The 16,900-nt window shown below is 61.3% G+C and carries 8 protein-coding genes; 6 read left to right on the top strand and 2 right to left on the bottom strand.

The window, feature by feature from the left end; genetic code table 11:
- Positions 1-3: 3 nt before the first annotated feature.
- Positions 4-2,130: a DNA helicase RecQ gene (gene recQ / locus ACNYC6_RS20965; RefSeq protein WP_419708974.1), complete on the bottom strand. Its 2,127-nt coding sequence runs from the start codon at positions 2,128-2,130 to the stop codon at positions 4-6.
- 272 nt (positions 2,131-2,402) lie between these two features.
- On the opposite strand from recQ, the gene ACNYC6_RS20960 reads away from it, so the two are divergent.
- From ACNYC6_RS20960 to lapD, 4 genes are all read left to right on the top strand, one after another.
- A complete protein-coding gene (locus tag ACNYC6_RS20960) occupies positions 2,403-2,990 on the top strand; it encodes a YecA family protein (RefSeq protein ID WP_338582428.1) in 588 nt (195 codons plus the stop codon).
- A 10-nt stretch (positions 2,991-3,000) separates the two neighbouring features.
- Positions 3,001-3,396, top strand: coding sequence for a YbaN family protein (locus ACNYC6_RS20955; protein WP_419708973.1), 396 nt, complete (start codon positions 3,001-3,003; stop codon positions 3,394-3,396).
- Between the two features lie 142 nt (positions 3,397-3,538).
- A complete protein-coding gene (gene lapG / locus ACNYC6_RS20950) occupies positions 3,539-4,246 on the top strand; it encodes a cysteine protease LapG (protein WP_419708972.1) in 708 nt (235 codons plus the stop codon).
- 22 nt (positions 4,247-4,268) lie between these two features.
- Positions 4,269-6,209 carry a cyclic di-GMP receptor LapD gene (lapD, locus tag ACNYC6_RS20945; protein ID WP_419708971.1) on the top strand — a complete coding sequence of 647 codons (1,941 nt, stop codon included), beginning with the start codon at positions 4,269-4,271 and terminating at the stop codon, positions 6,207-6,209.
- Positions 6,210-6,324: 115 nt separating this feature from the next.
- Here lapD and ACNYC6_RS20940 read toward each other — a convergent pair whose 3' ends face one another.
- Positions 6,325-12,765 (bottom strand): retention module-containing protein, encoded by a 6,441-nt coding sequence (locus ACNYC6_RS20940; protein ID WP_419708970.1) that lies wholly within the window; start codon positions 12,763-12,765, stop codon positions 6,325-6,327.
- A gap of 593 nt (positions 12,766-13,358) precedes the next feature.
- On the opposite strand from ACNYC6_RS20940, the gene ACNYC6_RS20935 reads away from it, so the two are divergent.
- Together ACNYC6_RS20935 and ACNYC6_RS20930 are read left to right on the top strand one after the other, a co-directional pair.
- Positions 13,359-14,717 carry a TolC family outer membrane protein gene (locus ACNYC6_RS20935; RefSeq protein WP_419708969.1) on the top strand — a complete coding sequence of 453 codons (1,359 nt, stop codon included), beginning with the start codon at positions 13,359-13,361 and terminating at the stop codon, positions 14,715-14,717.
- An 18-nt stretch (positions 14,718-14,735) separates the two neighbouring features.
- A complete protein-coding gene (locus tag ACNYC6_RS20930; RefSeq protein WP_338582434.1) occupies positions 14,736-16,895 on the top strand; it encodes a type I secretion system permease/ATPase in 2,160 nt (719 codons plus the stop codon).
- Positions 16,896-16,900 lie beyond the last annotated feature (5 nt).

Below are 16,900 nucleotides of genomic sequence, written 5' to 3'. Positions count from 1 at the left end.
TACTCAAATTTCAAATTCGGACTGCAAAGCGGCCCGAACGCAATACAAAACACCTTCCGGCACCCGTCCGGCAAACAGTGTGGAAATCTCCGACACGGGCGGCAACTCACCTTCACCGTCAAGGAACGCGTCCTGAACTTCGCCCATCAGCTCTTCGGGCAAATCCAGTGCCTGCTCCAGCGATAACTGCTGTTTGCCAATGGCTTCGGCAAGCATGGTGTAGACGTTCTTTTCCGAGCATTGCAGTTGACCGGCGATCTGCAACGGCGTCATGCCGGCGCGGGCCAGGGTAATCAGTTCGTGGCGCACATCGGCCACGGGTTTCGGCGCCTCGACCTGACCGCCAAGGACTTCGAGGAAGGCCTCGCCGTAGCGTTCGAGCTTGCGCGCACCGACGCCACTGACCGTGGCCATTTCCGCCAGCGAGGTTGGCTGGCTGCGCAGCATTTCCAGCAAGGTCGAGTCGGGAAAAATGACGTACGGTGGGACGCCATGCTCTTCGGCAAGTTTGCGCCGCAGGGCACGCAAGGCTTCCCACTGTTCGCGCTCTTCGCCCCGGACCAGTTGGCTCGCCTGGCTCTTGCTGCTTTTCGCGGTGGTTTGCGCCTTGAGGTCGCGGCGCAGCTCCAGGGTCACTTCTCCCTTGAGCAGCGGCCGGCATGTGTCACTGAGGCGCAAACCGCCGTAGCCCTCATGATCGACATCGGCCAGACCGCGAGCCACCAACTGGCGGAACAGCGATCGCCACTCCCCTTCGGCCCGCGCCTTGCCGACCCCGAACACCGACAGGTGCTGATGGCCGAAGCTGCGAACCTTTTCGTTGTCCTTGCCCAGCAACACATCCACCAGGTGCCCGACACCGTAGCGCTGGCCGGTGCGGTAGATCGCCGACAGTGCCTGACGGGCAGGCTCAGTGGCATCCCAGGTTTGCACACCGTCGACACAGTTGTCGCAATGACCGCACGGCTCGGGCATGTCTTCGTCGAAGTAGGCCAGCAGGGTCTGGCGGCGACAGCGGGTTTCTTCGCACAGCGACAGCATGGCGTCGAGCTTGTGCTGCTCCAGGCGCTTGTGGCGCTCGTCGCCCTCGGAGTTCTGCAGCATCTGCTTGAGCATCACCACGTCTTGCAGGCCGTAGGCCATCCAGGCATCCGCCGGCAGACCGTCACGGCCGCCGCGCCCGGTTTCCTGATAGTAAGCCTCAAGGGATTTCGGCAAGTCCAGGTGCGCGACAAACCGCACGTTGGGTTTGTCGATGCCCATGCCGAACGCCACGGTGGCGACCATGATCAGGCCTTCCTCATTGAGGAAGCGTTTCTGGTGATAGGCGCGCAGATCGTTGGGCAGGCCGGCATGGTACGGCAGCGCCGGAAAGCCCTGCTCGCTGAGGAACGCGGCCACTTCCTCGACCTTTTTCCGTGACAGGCAGTAAACGATGCCTGCGTCGCTGCGCCGCTCGGCGAGGAACGCCAGCAACTGCTTGCGCGGCTGTTCCTTGGGCACGATGCGGTAAAAAATGTTTGGCCGGTCGAAGCTCGACAGGAAGCGCTCGGCATTCTGCAAATGCAGGCGTGTGACGATTTCTTCGCGAGTACGCTTGTCGGCGGTGGCGGTCAGGGCGATGCGCGGCACATCGGGGAACATTTCCGCCAACTGACCCAATTGCAGGTATTCCGGACGGAAGTCATGGCCCCACTGCGACACGCAGTGCGCTTCGTCGATAGCGAACAGGGAAATGTTCAGCCCTTGCAGGAAGGAGAGCATGCGCGGCTGGACCAAGCGTTCTGGCGCGAGGTAAAGCATTTTCACTTCACCGCGGCGGATGCGGGCCGCCAGATCGCGTTGCTGCTCGGCGCTGAGAGTGGAGTTCAACGCAGCGGCAGCCACGCCCAGCTCTTCAAGGGTGGCGACCTGATCGTCCATCAATGCGATCAACGGCGAGACCACCACCGCCAGGCCTTCGCGCAACAGCGCCGGGACCTGGAAGCACAGGGACTTGCCGCCACCGGTAGGCATCAGGACCAGGGCATCGCCGCCGCTGGCCACGCGCTCAATGATTGCACCCTGGCGGCCACGGAAACTGTCGTAGCCGAAGATGTCCTTGAGGACGCGTTGAGCCTGTTCGAGCATAAAAACTCCAAAAATCACCGAAACATCCCTGCAGGCTGGTTCAGAACCCGCGACGCTGCACCGACAAATCGTAAGTGCGCATTGCATGACGCTTCACATTTCAGCCAAGAAGCCGGCAGGGCATCACAAAACGCGCGAGTATACCCGAGCCCTGTCCGGCAAAGGGCGCCGCTGAGAAGACACATGGAAGTGCAAATGTGCCTTGCGGCTGGCCCAAGCGCTCAAGAAGGCCTAGAATTCCCGCATCGAATATTCCCCAAGGTAGTCCTTTAATGTCCTTCGCTGAGCAACTTACCCGCCTGCAAGTCTTCCTCGACGCCGATGAACTGCATGACGAGGCGCTGGACTACGTGGCCGCCCACGGCTACCTCACTGCGCTGTCGATCTGTTCCGAAGTCGTTCCCGATCGTGAGTGGATCGATGCCCTCTTTGCCGAAGAGCCGCATTACAGCAGTGAAGCTCAACGCGAAGAGATCGAAGCCACTTTGATCGGCCTCAAGGCTCACATCGCTCGTCAACTGGCTTCGGATGAAGAATTCGAATTGCCGTGCGATCTGGACTTGGGCGACGACCCGGACGACTCCGAATTGCGCGGCTGGTGCATCGGTTTCATGGAAGGCGTGTTCCTGCGTGAAGCGGCCTGGTTCGAAAGCGCCGAAGAAGAAGTCAGCGAAATGCTGCTGCCGATCATGGTCGGCTCGGGCCTGTTCGACGAGCAGCCTGAGTTCGAAGACATCGCCAAAGATGCCAACCTGATGGACGACATGATTGTGCAGATCCCGGAAGCCCTGACCGCGCTGTACCTGCTGTGCAACGCGCCAGACGAAAAACCGGCGATCCTCAAGCCTCGTCACCACTAAGGTCCTGCCTATGGACAACCCCATAGGCAACCGCTCACTGATGTTGCGCTACGTGCTGCTGGCCATCGGCTGGCTGAGCGTAGCGTTGGGGGTGATCGGGATTTTCCTGCCAGTGTTGCCCACTACTCCCTTCCTGTTGCTGGCAGCCGCCTGTTTCGCCCGCAGTTCGCCGCGTTTCTATCAATGGCTGGTCGATCATCCGCGGCTTGGGCCCTGGATTCGCGATTATCTCGATGGCAATGGGATTCCGCTCAAGGGCAAGGTCTATGCCATTGGGCTGATGTGGGCGAGCATTCTGTTTTCCTGCTATCTGGTGCCGATGCCTTGGGCGCGGGGGTTCATGTTGACCAGTGCGGTGTTGGTGACGATTTATATTCTTCGGCAGAAGACTTTGCGCAAGTCTTGAGTCTTTGGTTGGTGTTTTGGTGTACATATCCGTTTCTGCGGTAACGGATATGTACACCATCAAAAAAAACCGCCCGACGACCAACCCCACATTTCAAAAAACACCACCTAGACTTCACAAATCTGCATCCGAGCAGCCTGACATGCCCCGCGGTCCGCGTAGTCCAGGATGGCCAACGCCCCGACTTCGGTTCGGCGGATGGCTGCTGCTGACCGCTTTCCTGCTAGCCGGACTGAACACTGTCTGGGCCGACTGGAATTTCACACAGATCCTGCAAACCGCCGAAAAACGCTACGGCACCCTCGGCCCCGCGCGTGGGCGAATCGAGGCCTGGAGTCAACTGCTGCAAAGCGAGCGCGATGCGCCTGAGCGCGAGCAACTGACCGCGGTCAATCGCTTCTTCAATCAACAACTCAACTTCCAGGACGACACACGCATCTGGCGTCAGACCGATTACTGGGCCACGCCCGTCGAAGCCCTGATCAAGGGTGCTGCCGACTGCGAAGACTACGCCCTGGCGAAATATTTCAGCCTGCGCGAACTCGGCATTCCCAGCGAAAAACTACGCATCACCTACGTCAAGGCCCTGACCCAGAATCAGGCGCACATGGTGCTCACCTTCTACAGCAGCCCCACCGCCGACCCGCTGGTGCTGGACAACCTGATTGGCGACATCCGCCCCGCCTCGCAACGCAAAGACCTGCTGCCGGTGTACGCCTTCAATGCCGAAGGCCTGTACCTGCCGGGCGCCAACGGCGGAAAACGCAGCAGCGACTCGAAAAAGCTGTCGCGCTGGCAAGACGTATTGCAAAAGATGCAGGCCGAAGGCTTCGCCGTGGGCGATGGCTGAAGGCCGCAGCAAGGAGCGTTGAATGAAACTGCGCAATCAATTGTTTCTCGCCATCTGCCTGTTCTTGCTGGTGGCGTTCAGCGGCAGTTTTTTTGTCAGCCTGGAAAGCTCTCGCGAACAAACCCTCGGCCAGTTGCGCGCTCACGCCCAGGACGCGGCCACCGCGCTCGGGCTTTCGCTGACCGCGCAGATCGATGACCCCGCGATGATGGAGTTGATGGTCAGTTCGATTTTCGACAGTGGCTATTTCAGCAACATCCGCATCGTCAGTATCGACAATCAGCAAGTGCTGGTAGAACGCAGCATTCCGGCGCGGACCAAAGGCGTGCCGGGCTGGTTTGTCAGCCTGGTCAATTTGCGTCACGAGGGTGGCGACGCGCTGATCATGCGCGGCTGGGAGCAGGCGGCCCGGGTCGAAGTGCTGAGCAATCCGCAGTTCGCCCTGGCCAAGCTCTGGGACAGTACCCTCGGCAGTCTGATCTGGTTGTTGGTCTGCGGACTGCTCAGCGCTGTGTTCGGTGGCTGGCTGTTGCGTCGGCAACTTCGTCCTCTCGAATCGTTGGTCAAACAGGCCGAAGCCATCAGTAAACGCGAGTTTTTGAGCCTGCCGAAACTGCCACGCACGCCGGAACTGAAACGCGTGGTGCTGGCGATGAACCAGATGGTCGAGAAGCTCAAAGCCTTGTTCACCGAAGAGGCCGCGCGCAGTGAAAAACTGCGCAGCGAGTCCTATCAGGACAGCCTGACCGGGCTGGCCAACCGGCGCATGCTGGATGAACAACTGGCGGACCATTTGCTGGTCGCCGAGCAACATTGCCACGGTCATTTGCTGACGCTGCAGATCAATGATCTGAGCGGGCTAAACCAACGCCTGGGCGGTCAACGCACCGATGCGTTGATCAGTGCGGTCGGCGAACTGCTCAAGCGACTGACCTTATTGCCGGAGCGTCGTACCTGGCTGGCCGCGCGCAACCGTGGCGGCGAATTCAGCCTGCTGTCGCCGGGCCTGAACACCGAAGACGCCGAACATCTGGCCGCAGAAATCAGCGCCACCCTGGAAAACCTGCGCCTGACCGGTGCCAGTGACTGCATGCCGGTCGCGCATCTGGGCATCGTCGCCTATCACCCCGGCGAACCGGCCAGTGACGTGCTGATGCGACTCGATCAGGCGCTGACCCAGGCCCGCCAACACCCGGAACGACCCTGGATGCTGCTGAGCCATGGCGAGACTGCACCGAACCACTCGCAACATGACTGGCGCGGCTGGATCGACGACGCCCTGACCCAAGGCAAACTACAGCTGTACTTTCAACCGGTGGTGCAGTGCGCCGACACCAGTGAGGTGCTGCATCACAAAGTCCTCGCACGGCTGCTCGACCCGCAGGGCCAAGCGATTGCCGCCGGGCATTTCCTGCCGTGGATCGAGCGACTTGGCTGGTCGGCACGCTTCGACCTGGCAATGCTCGAGGTGACACTCGACTACCTCGCCGTCAATCGCTGGCCGCTGGCGCTGAGCCTGTCCGGCGGCACCTTGCGCGATCAGTCGCAGCTGCAACTGATCCTCGACATGCTTGAATCACTGCCGGAACTGGCACCGTTGCTGACCCTGGAAATCGACGAACGCCAACTGCCGCCGCCCGACGAATTGCAGCGGCTGAGCCACAGCCTGCTCGACACCGGATATCACATCGGCCTGCAGCATTTTGGCGGCAGCTTCAGCCAGATCGGCAACCTCACTCAACTGGGCCTGGCGTACTTGAAAATCGATGGGGCCTATATCCGCCACATTGATCAGCAGCGGGACAAACGACTGTTCATCGACGCGATTTACCGGGCGACCAACAGCATTGATCTACCGTTGATTGCGGAAATGGTCGAGACCCAGGGTGAGCTGGAAGCGATCAGGGAGTTGGGGGTGTTCGGGGTGATGGGAAGATTGATCGGGCCGCCGGAGCCGATGTGAGCCTCACGAAAAAACCTGTGGGAACAAGCCGGCTCGCGATAGCGGTTTCCCATTCAACAATGATGTTGACGGGGCCACCACAATCGCAAGCAACCTTGCTCCCACATTTTTCAGGTCAAACAGTATCCACCTTCAACGAATGATCATTAAGCATGCCGTTGATGATCGTCGCCGTGTCCGCTCCGGAAATCACCCCACCTGCCCCCGGCGTGACGCCGTAATGGCTGGCCAGGTTGACGCCCGCCAGGTCGATGGTCTGGTTCGCTGCCGCGCCGGCCATGGCGCTGACGTCGATGCTAGTCACCAGTGACGCGCCGCTGCCACTGACGGTGAAGTGCAGGTAGTCATCCAGCGAAGCCGCGGTGCTGTTTTCTCCTTGCAGCAATTGCGACAGGTCGAGTTTGTCGGTGCCCGGCGTGAAGTCGGTGATCACGTCATGGCCACTGTTACCCTTGAGCCACTGGAAGGTGTCGGCGCCGCTGCCGCCGGTCAGGGTGTTGTTGCCCAGGCCGCCGATCAGGAAGTCGTCACCGCCCTCGCCCTTGAGCACGTCGTTGCCCAGGCCCCCGGTGATGATGTTGCTGTTGTTGTCGCCGGTCAGTTTGTCGTTGAAGTCGGAGCCGATGAGGTTTTCGATGGCGGTCAGCGTGTCGGTGCCGGCGCCGAAGGTATTCTGCGGTCCACTCTGGCCCAGGTTGACCGTCACCGCAGAAGTGGCATGGGCGTAGCTGGCGGTGTCGTTGCCAGTGCCGCCGTCCAGCAGGTCATTGCCGATACCGCTGAACAGCAAGTCATTGCCCCCATCGCCATGCAGCGTGTTGTTGCCGGTGCCGGCGGTGAGGATGTCATTGCCGTCACCGGCATTGATGACGTTGTCACCGTTGCCTGCCACCAGCGTGTCGTTGCCTGCGGTCCCGGTGAGGGTGTGGCCGTCCTGGTAGCTGATGGCCACGTTGGCACTGTCGCTGCCGCCATGGCTGTCGCTGGCGGTGTAGCTGCCGTGGTAGTCCGGCGTGCTGTCGTGGGCGCCGGAATAATCGAGCTTCATGGTCAGCTGATAGGCTTCCGCGTTGCCTGCACCGCTGCCGCCACCGACGTTGGCAATGTTGGTGACATGAATCTGGTAAACGCCATCGGCGTTTGCTGTGATGGTCTGGCCATCGGCGAGGGGAATCCAGGCGCCGCCGTTGATGGAGTACTCCATGGTGATATGGCCGGCCGCCAGGTTGTGGTCCAGATTCAGGGTTTCACCCTGCTTGAGGTTGACGGTGATGCGGTCCTCATCGTTGGTATTAGCGGCGGTGACCGGGCCCAGGTAGCCACTGATCACCAACAGGGCGGTCATCGTTACGGTGTTGGCCGCGAATGAGCCGCGCACATTGCTCAGGCTCTGGTTGCTCGGTTTGACGCCGATGCCGGAGAAGTCGATCGCGCCGGTGCCGATGAAATCCGCTCCCTTGGCGACCCAGCCGGTGTTGAAGGTGGTTGGCGAAGCCTTGAGCGGGTCGCCGTCGGCGTCGGTGTCGTTGGCCAGCAGCAACTCGCCCGGCACTGTCACGCTGTTGGACAGCACGTTGGTGATGATGTGGTCATCGGTGGCCACCGGTGGCGCGTTCGGAATGACTTTGATCACCAGCGTCGAGTTGGCCAGATCGCCGTCGTTGTCGCTGACGGTGAAACCAATATTTTCGGTGAGCACCGCCGACGTGGTTTTCTGCGACACGTAGTTGTATTCGCCGGTGTCCAGGTTCACCACCAGGGTGCCTTTGTTGTCGGTGGCGATGCTCAGGGTGTTGTTGGTGGTGTTGAACGTGCCGTGGTTGGTGCCGCCGCTGAAGTTCAGCAAACCCTGGTTGTTGTTGCCTTTCGGATCGTAGGTGTACGTGGTGCCGTCGACGGTGATGGTTTTGATGAAGCCGCCATCCGCCCCGAACGTACCGCCCTCGCCCAGCAGCGAACCGGTGACCGGTGCGCCGATCACGGTGCCCGAGAGCACCGAGTTGAGTTGACCGAGGTCGGTGACGATCACCGCGTTGGTATTGGTGCCGGTGCCGGTGCCGTCATAGGCCAGTGGATCGAGGGCATCGTTGTCGACGTTTTTACCCAAGCCGATCGCGTAGTTCTTGATTTGATTGTCGGTGAGGAAGTCTTTCCAGTTCGCCTCATCCTGTGTGCCGATCGAACCTTCATTGGGTTTGCCGTCGGAGAAGAAGTAGCCGACGTTCTGTGCGCCCGTCAGTTTGCCGTTGGTGTTGAACGCGTCTTGCGCCACGCCCACCGCCGCGTCGTAGTTGGTACCGCCGCCCGCCGACAGACCGGAAACGATCGCCTTGGCAGTCGCCACGTCCACCCACACCGACGTCTTGTCAGTGGCGTTGCTGCTGAACGTCACGATCTGCACTTTGACGTCGCCAAGGTCGTCGTACTTGTCGAGCAAGGCGCTGATGGCCTGCTTGGCCAGTTCCAGCCGCGACAACCCTGATACGCCGGACGAGTCGGCCATACTGCCGGACACGTCGATCACCAGCAGCAGGTTGGTGTCGATTTCCACCGCTGCCACCGAACGCTCCGAGGCCACGGCCTTGGGCACGTCATCGACAATGTTGACCACGATGGTGCTGGTGGTGCTGTTGCCCCCTGCATCGGTGGCCTTGTAGGTGAAACTGTCGCTCAGGGTGTTCGGGCCATCGTTGGCGCCCGGCGTGGTTTTCGGTGCCGAGGTCAGGGTGTAGGTGTAGGTGCCGTTGGGGTTGAGCAGGATTTGCCCAAAGGCGCCGTTGGCACTGCCGACCAGGGTGTAGGTGATCGCTCCCGCCGCGCCGGTGACTGAACCCACCAGTGTTCCCGTAGCGGTTTCACCGGTGTTGCCCGGCTCGCTGCCGGTGACCGTGCCGGCCGCCAGGTCCTGGCCGTCCTTGCTCAGGTCGAGGGCTTTTTCGTAGACCGTCGCGTCGGTGTCAGTGACGGCTTTGATGTTGCTGTTGCAGACGTCGATGGTGATGGTCGTGGTGCTTTGGTCGCCATCGGCATCGCGTACGGTGTAGGTGAACGTGTCGGTGGCTCCCTGTGCAGCGACCGAATTCGGGTTGCTGTGGTAGACCGCGTTGCCATCGGCATCGAGGGTCAGGTAACCGTAGTTGCCGTTGATCGGCGTGTTGAGCCCGCCCACCGCCGGGGTCGAGGTATTGCCGCCAGCGCGTACGCCGATCACGGCACCGAGACCGTCGGCGCCGCCGATGTCATTGTCCAGTACGTTGCCGCTGACGGTGCCGCCTTCCTGTACAGAATCAAAATCGGCTTTGGCCGTCGGCACGTCATCAACGATGTTGACCACGATGGTGCTGGTGACGGTGTTGCCGAGAGAATCGGTGGCCTGATACGTGAAGGTTTCGTGAGTGACGTTCGGGCCATCGTTGGCGTTCGGCGAAGTGCTCGCTGGCGACGTCAGGGTGTAGGTGTAGGTGCCATTCGGGTTGAGGGCGATTTGCCCGTGCGCCCCGGTAGCGCTGCCGACCAACGCATAGGTGACCGCACCGACCGCACCGCTGACCGAGCCGACCAATGTGCCGGATGCGGTTTCACCGGTGTTGCCCGGTTGACTGCCAACGACCGTACCAGCGGCCAGGTCCTGGCCGTCCTTGTTCAGGTCGAGGGCTTTTTCGTAGACCTTTACATCGGTATCGCTGACTGCTCTGAGGCAGCTGTTGTACACGTCGATGGTGATGGTGGTGGTGCTTTGATCGCCGTCGGCATCGCGTACGGTGTAGGTGAACACATCCACCGCGCCGGGACCGCTGACTGCGTTCGGATTGCTGTGATAGACCGCGTTGCCATTGGCATCGAGGGTCAGGTAACCGTAGGTGCCGTTGATCTGGCTGTTCAGGCCGCCGATGGCCGAAGTCGAAGTGTCGCCGCCGGCACGCACGCCGACCACCGCGCCACTGGCCGCCGGGCCATCGGCGCCACCGATGTCGTTATCCAGCACATTGCCGCGGACCGTGCCGCCTTCCTGTACAGAATCAAAATCGGCTTTGGCCGTCGGCACGTCATCAACGATGTTCACCACGATGGTGCTGGTGACGGTGTTGCCGAGAGAATCGGTGGCCTGGTAGGTGAAGGTTTCGTGAGTGACGTTCGGGCCGTCATTGGCGTTTGGTGTGGTGCTCGCTGGCGACGTCAGGGTGTAGGTGTAGGTGCCATTCGGGTTGAGGACGATTTGCCCGTGCGCCCCGGTAGCGCTGCCGACCAGCGCATAGGTGACCGCGCCCACTGCGCCGCTGACCGAGCCGACCAACGTGCCGGACGCGGTTTCACCGGTGTTGCCCGGTTGACTGCCAACGACCGTACCAGCGGCCAGGTCCTGGCCGTCCTTGTTCAGGTCGAGGGCTTTTTCGTAGACGGTCACATCGGTGTCGCTGACCGCTTTCAGGCAGCTGTTGTAGACGTCGATGGTGATGGTCGTGGTGCTTTCGTCGCCGTCTGCATCGCGTACGGTGTAGGTGAACACATCCACCGCGCCGGGACCGCTGACTGCGTTCGGGTTGCTGTGATAGACCGCGCTGCCATTGGCATCGAGGGTCAGGTAACCGTAGGTGCCGTTGATCTGGCTGTTCAGGCCGCCGATGGCCGAAGTCGAAGTGTCGCCGCCGGCACGCACGCCGACCACCGCGCCACTGGCCGCCGGGCCATCCGCCCCGCCGATGTCGTTATCCAGCACATTGCCGCGGACGGTGCCGCCTTCCTGTACCGAATCAAAATCGGCTTTGGCCGTCGGTGTGTCATCGACGATGTTGACATTCAACTCACCGGTGGCGGTGGTGTTGTTGTCATCGGTCACCACCACGGCAAACGGCTCGGAAATGCTGTTGGTGCCATTGCCAGTCGGGTGATTTTCGTTATCGACCAGGGTGTAGCTGTAGCTCACAACACCGGTGACAGGATCAAACCCGGTGATGGTCAGCATGCTGCCCAGCGGGGTGACGACCGATTGCGGGAAGCCTGCGACCACGCCACCGCTGACGACAGCGATACCGCCAACGGTCAGGGTTTGCACGCCGTCCAGCGCGGTAATGGTGAACGTGCCGCTTTGGGTCAGCGCCGGTGTGTTGGGGTCAGTGCCGTCACTGAGGTTTTTTTCGTAGACGGTCAGTTCACCGCCTTCGACGTTCAGGCCGTCGATGGTCACGCCATCGTCGTTGTTGTGGATGTTCAGCACCAGGTTGGCGGTGCTGGAATCGCCGTCGGCATCGGTCAAGGTGTAGGTAAACGTTTCGGTGCCGTTGCCACCGCCATGCAGGGCTTTGAAATCGGCGTCACTGGTGTTCAGGGTATAGGTGTAAGTGCCGTTGGCATTCAGCACCAAGGTGCCGTAAGTGCCGACGAAAGTGCCGGGGGTAATCGGCCCGGCGTTTTCACCGACCGCCACACGGTCCGCGCCTTGCACATCGTTGGTCAGCACGTTGCCGTTGAGGGTCAGCTGGGTTTCCGACGCCACGCCGTTACCGTCGTCGATGGCTTTTGGCACGTCGTCGGTGATGTTGATGTCCAGCGACCCGGTTGCGGTGTCGCCATCGCTGTCGCTGGCCACCACGGTGAAGTGTTCGCTGAGGGTGGTGCCGTCACCGCTCGTATGGGTTTCGTTGCCGTTGAGGGTGTAGCTGTAACTCACAACGCCAGTGGCCGGGTTGTAACCGGTGATGGTCAGGGTGCTGCCCAACGGGGTGGTGATCGACTGCGGGAAGCCAACCGTCGCACCGCCACTGATCACGGTGATCCCACCGATGCTCAGGCTGCTCAGCCCGTCGAGAGCCGTGATGGTGAACGTGCCGTTCTGGGTCAGTGCGCCAGGATTGCTGGCCGAGCCGTCGGCGAGATTGGCTTCGTTGACGGTAAGTTCACCGCCCTCCACCGACAGGCCCTTGAGGGTGACGGGATTGTCCGCCACCGGAGGAATGACGGGAGGAACGACCGGCTCGTTCGCCACCGGTGGGATGACGGGAGGAACGACCGGCTCGATCGCTGCCGCTGGCGTGCCGGCATCAGGATCGGCATCGCCATCGTGGCGCTCTTCGGGAAGCTCGGGGATGCCATCGAAACCGGCAGTGGGAAAGCCGATGTTCGGATCGACGCGACCACCGACCTCTTCAAGCATCACGAAACTGTGTCCGCCACCCGCCGCACCACCCGGTGCACCGGTCGACGGGCCAGCCGCGGTGGCTTCAGCGGTTTGCGTCGGGTCGTCACCGGCGGCAATGGCTTTTTGCAGTTGCTCGACATCGCTCAGTTGCGCCTGGCTCGGCGTCACCGCTTCGGCCGTGTCGACGTGGGGCGCGTGATCAGCCAGCAACTGTGGCGTCATTTGCAGGCTGCTGCCCCGTCCAAGCGTCAGTTCCTGGCCATTCTGCAAATGCACCGCCACCGCGCCTTCGGCCCCGGTCGTCAGTTGATCACCGGCGAATAACCGGTCTCCCTCAATCAGGGCACGACGCGTGCCGTCGCTTGAAACCGCGAACACCTGCCCGACGATCTTACTGACGATACCGATGAGCGTAGCCATGTGCATTTCCTCCGCTGCCAACCGCTGTCGGCATTTTTTTTATTGCGCGGAGCAATGCTCATGGATGGCTCAACGGGTTGCCCGGCGGATCATCTACCGGTCAGCGGGTTTACCTGAGTAAGCCGCTGACCTGGCGACGATCCCGCCTGGGTGTTGCCCACGGACCACGTTTCGTTGCGCAACAAACCCCTTTGCAATCAAAGGCATCGGGACCACATCGCAAACACGTTGCCCTGCGAGCGATGCGTAACGGTTCTGAATCACCCGAGTGACAAAAAACCGTCACCCAATTCCGCTACGCTTCCCTCCCCTCCAGCACTTCTCCGCCCTATGTCGATAAGTGGATCGGAACTTTTTACCTGCCCTGACGAGCGCCCTAAAGCTCATAAATCAAGGGCTTTCGTAGTGAACAATGTGCTGGATTTTGCAGAGCGCATAAGTTTTTTTCGGCATAAGTCTTATGAGAAACACTTCTTAGGTTCGCTCCAGAATGTTCTTAGCTCTTCTGTAAAACGCGTGAAACGGTTTACCTATAAATGTCGTCAAATAATTGGCGACCTATAAAGCACCATCAGGAATCAGGGAGATGCTCCATGCGCCTTTTAACCCCCCTTTGCAGCGCGGTTCTGCTGGCCATGGCCTGCACTTCTCAAGCACATGCCATGTCATTGACCGAAGCCATTCAAAGCACCATCGCCACACACCCGGAACTGGCGTCGCGGGTGGACAGCCGTCTGTCGGCTGACGAAGACGTGAAGGTCGCGAAGGGGGGCTTTTATCCGTCGGTTGACTTGAATGCTGCGTACGGGCGCGGGTACAGCGATAACACCAACACCCGGGCATTCGGTAATCACCACACCGAAATCCTCAATTACACCCAGTCGGAACTGCGTCTGCGGCAGATGCTCTTCGACGGCTTCAATACCGCCAACGAAGTCGAGCGCACCAAAGGCGTGGTCAATTCCCGGGCCTATTACGCTCAGGGCACCGCTCAGGATCTGGCCCTGCGCACCATCGAGGTCTATCTCGAAGTGCTCAAGCGCCGCGAATTGGCGACGCTGGCCAAGAACAACCTGCAGGCGCATTTGCGGGTCAACGATCAAATTGGCCTGCGCACCGAGCGCGGGATCGGCAGCAGCGCCGACGCCGACCAGTCCACCGCTCGTCGGGCGCTGGCGGAGAACAACCTCGACACCGCCGAGGTCGACCTGGCCGACGCCGAATCGAATTTCTACGCCGTGGTCGGGCGTCTGCCCGATGAACTGGAAACACCGCCATCGACCCGCGGCGAACTGCCGGCCACGTTGCAAGAAGCCCAGCAAAGCATGGTGGACAACAACCCGTACCTGAAATCCGCCCAGGCCGACGTGCAATCGGCCGAGAGCCAGTACGAAGTCGCCAAGTCGCCGTTCTACCCACGTTTCGACGCCGAGGCCGCGGTGGGCGCGAACAACAACATTGCCGGTGAAGAAGGCCACGACAACGAATGGCGGGTGGGCGTGGTGATGAACTACAACCTGTTCCGCGGTGGCAGCGACAAGGCGCGTTTGCAATCGGATGCGCACAAGATCAATCAGGCGATGGACATCCGCAACAACGCCCTGCGCCAGCTCAACGAAAACATTCACCTGGCCTGGAACGCCATGGTCAATGCCAAGAAACAAACCCCGACCGCTCGTGAATACGCCGACACCAGCAAACGCGTGCGCGTGGCGTATCAAGACCAGTTCGGCCTCGGCCAACGCACCCTGCTCGACCTGCTGGACAGCGAAAACGAACTCTACAACGCCAACCGCCGCTACACCGAAGTGCGCTACACCGAAGAGTTTTCGATGTACCGTGTACTGGCGAACATGGGCCAGCTGCTGAGCAAGCAGCGGGTCGTACTGCCCGCCGATGCCATCGCCCAGGCCGAAGTGAAGAGCGACGCTCGTTTGCCTGAACTGAAGTAGTGCACGGGAGCGATCAATGTGACCAGCATGGAACCCGGCAACACCGGTGTCGATCCGCGCCTGAGCTTCGATGACCCGCTTCTGGACGGTCTGTTGATCCTCTGCAAACTTCATGGCGCGACCGTCAGTCGCGCCAGCCTGAGTGCCGGGCTGCCAATGGCACACCAACGCCTGAGCCTGGACCTGCTGCCCCGCGCAGCGGCCCGGGCCGGTTTGCAGGCGCGCCTGCTGCGCCGCGACCTCAAGGACATCTCCCCGCTCAACCTGCCCGTGATGCTGCTGCTCAACAATGGCCGCACCGCGGTCCTGCGCCGTTATGGCGAGGACGGCCGGGTGCTGATCCTGCCCAGCGAAGCCGATGGTGGCGAACAGTGGATCAGCCCGCAGGAGCTGGCTGAACACTACACCGGCCAGGCCTTGTTCGCCCGGCCACGGCATGAACTCGAAGACCTGCGCTCGCCACTCGTGCCCCGCGTACAGGCCTGGTTTCGTGACACCCTGAAGCTGTCGAAATGGCTGTACAGCGATGCGATTCTCGCCAGTTTCCTGATCAACCTGTTGGGCCTGATGGTGCCGCTGTTCGTGATGCAGACCTATGATCGCGTAGTGCCGAACCAGGCCACGTCGACCTTGTGGGTGCTGTCCATCGGCCTGCTGATCGGCACCGGCTTCGAACTGGTGCTGCGGGTGGTGCGCGCGCATTTGCTGGACACTGCCGGCAAGAAGACCGATGTGATTCTCTCGGCAACCTTGTTCGAACGCATCACCGGCATGGCGATGAAAGCGCGGCCGGCGACCATCGGCGGCTTTGCCCAGAGCATCCATGACTTCCAGGGCCTGCGGGAATTTCTCACCGCGGTCACGCTGACCAGCCTGATCGACCTGCCCTTCGCCCTGCTGATGCTGGTGGTGATTGGCCTGCTGGGCGGCTGGCTGGTAGTGATTCCGGTGCTGGCGTTTCCGATTACGATTATCTTCGCCATGATCATTCAGGCACGCCTGCGCGACACCGTGCAGAAAAGCCTGAGCCTTGGCGCCGAACGCCAGGCGTTGCTGATCGAAACCCTCGGCGGTCTGGAAACCCTCAAGGCGTGCAGCGCCGAAAGCGAGCGCCAGCACAAATGGGAAAGCACGCACGGCGCCCTCACCCGCCTCGACAGCCACGCGCGCAACCTTTCGGCGCTGGCGACCAACGGCACATTGTTCATCCAGCAGTTTTCCGGCATGGCGACCATCGTTGCCGGGGTCTACAGCATCATCGCCGGCAACCTCAGCGTCGGCGCACTGGTGGCGACCTACATGCTCGGCAGCCGGGTGCTGGCGCCGCTGGGGCAAATTGCCGGGTTGATCACCCGCTACCAGCAAGCCCAACTGACCATGAAAAGCACCGATGCGCTGATGTCGTTGCCCCAGGAGCGCGATGCCCGGCAAAGGCCGCTGGAGCGCACCCAACTGCAAGGCGCGCTGGATGTGGTCGGCGTAACCTTCCACTACAACGGCCAGAACGCCCCGGCGCTGGCCAACATCAGTTTCAGCGTCAAACCCGGCGAGCGCATCGGCATCATTGGTCGCAGCGGCTCGGGCAAAAGCACCTTGGGGCGACTGGTGATGGGGTTTTATGAGCCGGAGGAAGGCCAGTTGCTGCTCGATGGCCTGGACCTGCGGCAACTCGACGTCGCTGACCTGCGCCATCAAATCGGTTACGTCGCCCATGACCTGCCGCTGTTGGCCGGCAGCCTGCGCGACAACCTGACCCTCGGCGCGCGCTACATCAGCGACGCACGCATGCTCGAAGTGGCCGAACTCACCGGCGTTACCGAACTGGCCCGGCAACACCCGCAAGGCTTCGACCGCCCCGTGGGCGAGCGCGGGCAATTGCTCTCCGGTGGCCAACGCCAGGCTGTGCTGCTGGCCCGGGCGTTGTTGCTCGACCCGCCGATCATGTTGCTCGACGAACCTACCAGCGCCATGGACAACAGCAGCGAAGACGTACTGCGGCAAAAACTCCACGGCTGGGTCCAGGGTAAAACCGTGCTGCTGGTCACTCACCGCACCTCGATGCTCAGCCTGGTGGACCGGCTGGTGGTGCTGGACAACGGGCGGATCGTCGCCGACGGGCCGAAAGAAGCGGTCATCGATGCACTGCGCAAGGGCCGTGTCGGCTCTGCGGCGGTCTAGGAGTT

This window comes from Pseudomonas sp. NFX224 (assembly GCF_048565165.1).
Lineage (GTDB): Bacteria > Pseudomonadota > Gammaproteobacteria > Pseudomonadales > Pseudomonadaceae > Aquipseudomonas.
Note: the sequence above shows the minus strand (reverse complement) of the source record. Positions and strands in the feature narration are given on the sequence as shown.

Bases quoted from the DNA above. Each gene is read 5' to 3' on its own strand.
- recQ (WP_419708974.1), bottom strand. From the start codon at position 2,130: ATGCTCGAACAGGCTCAACGCGTCCTCAAGGACATCTTCGGCTACGAC.
- ACNYC6_RS20960 (WP_338582428.1), top strand. From the start codon at position 2,403: ATGTCCTTCGCTGAGCAACTTACCCGCCTGCAAGTCTTCCTCGACGCC.
- ACNYC6_RS20955 (WP_419708973.1), top strand. From the start codon at position 3,001: ATGGACAACCCCATAGGCAACCGCTCACTGATGTTGCGCTACGTGCTG.
- lapG (WP_419708972.1), top strand. From the start codon at position 3,539: ATGCCCCGCGGTCCGCGTAGTCCAGGATGGCCAACGCCCCGACTTCGG.
- lapD (WP_419708971.1), top strand. From the start codon at position 4,269: ATGAAACTGCGCAATCAATTGTTTCTCGCCATCTGCCTGTTCTTGCTG.
- ACNYC6_RS20940 (WP_419708970.1), bottom strand. From the start codon at position 12,765: ATGGCTACGCTCATCGGTATCGTCAGTAAGATCGTCGGGCAGGTGTTC.
- ACNYC6_RS20935 (WP_419708969.1), top strand. From the start codon at position 13,359: ATGCGCCTTTTAACCCCCCTTTGCAGCGCGGTTCTGCTGGCCATGGCC.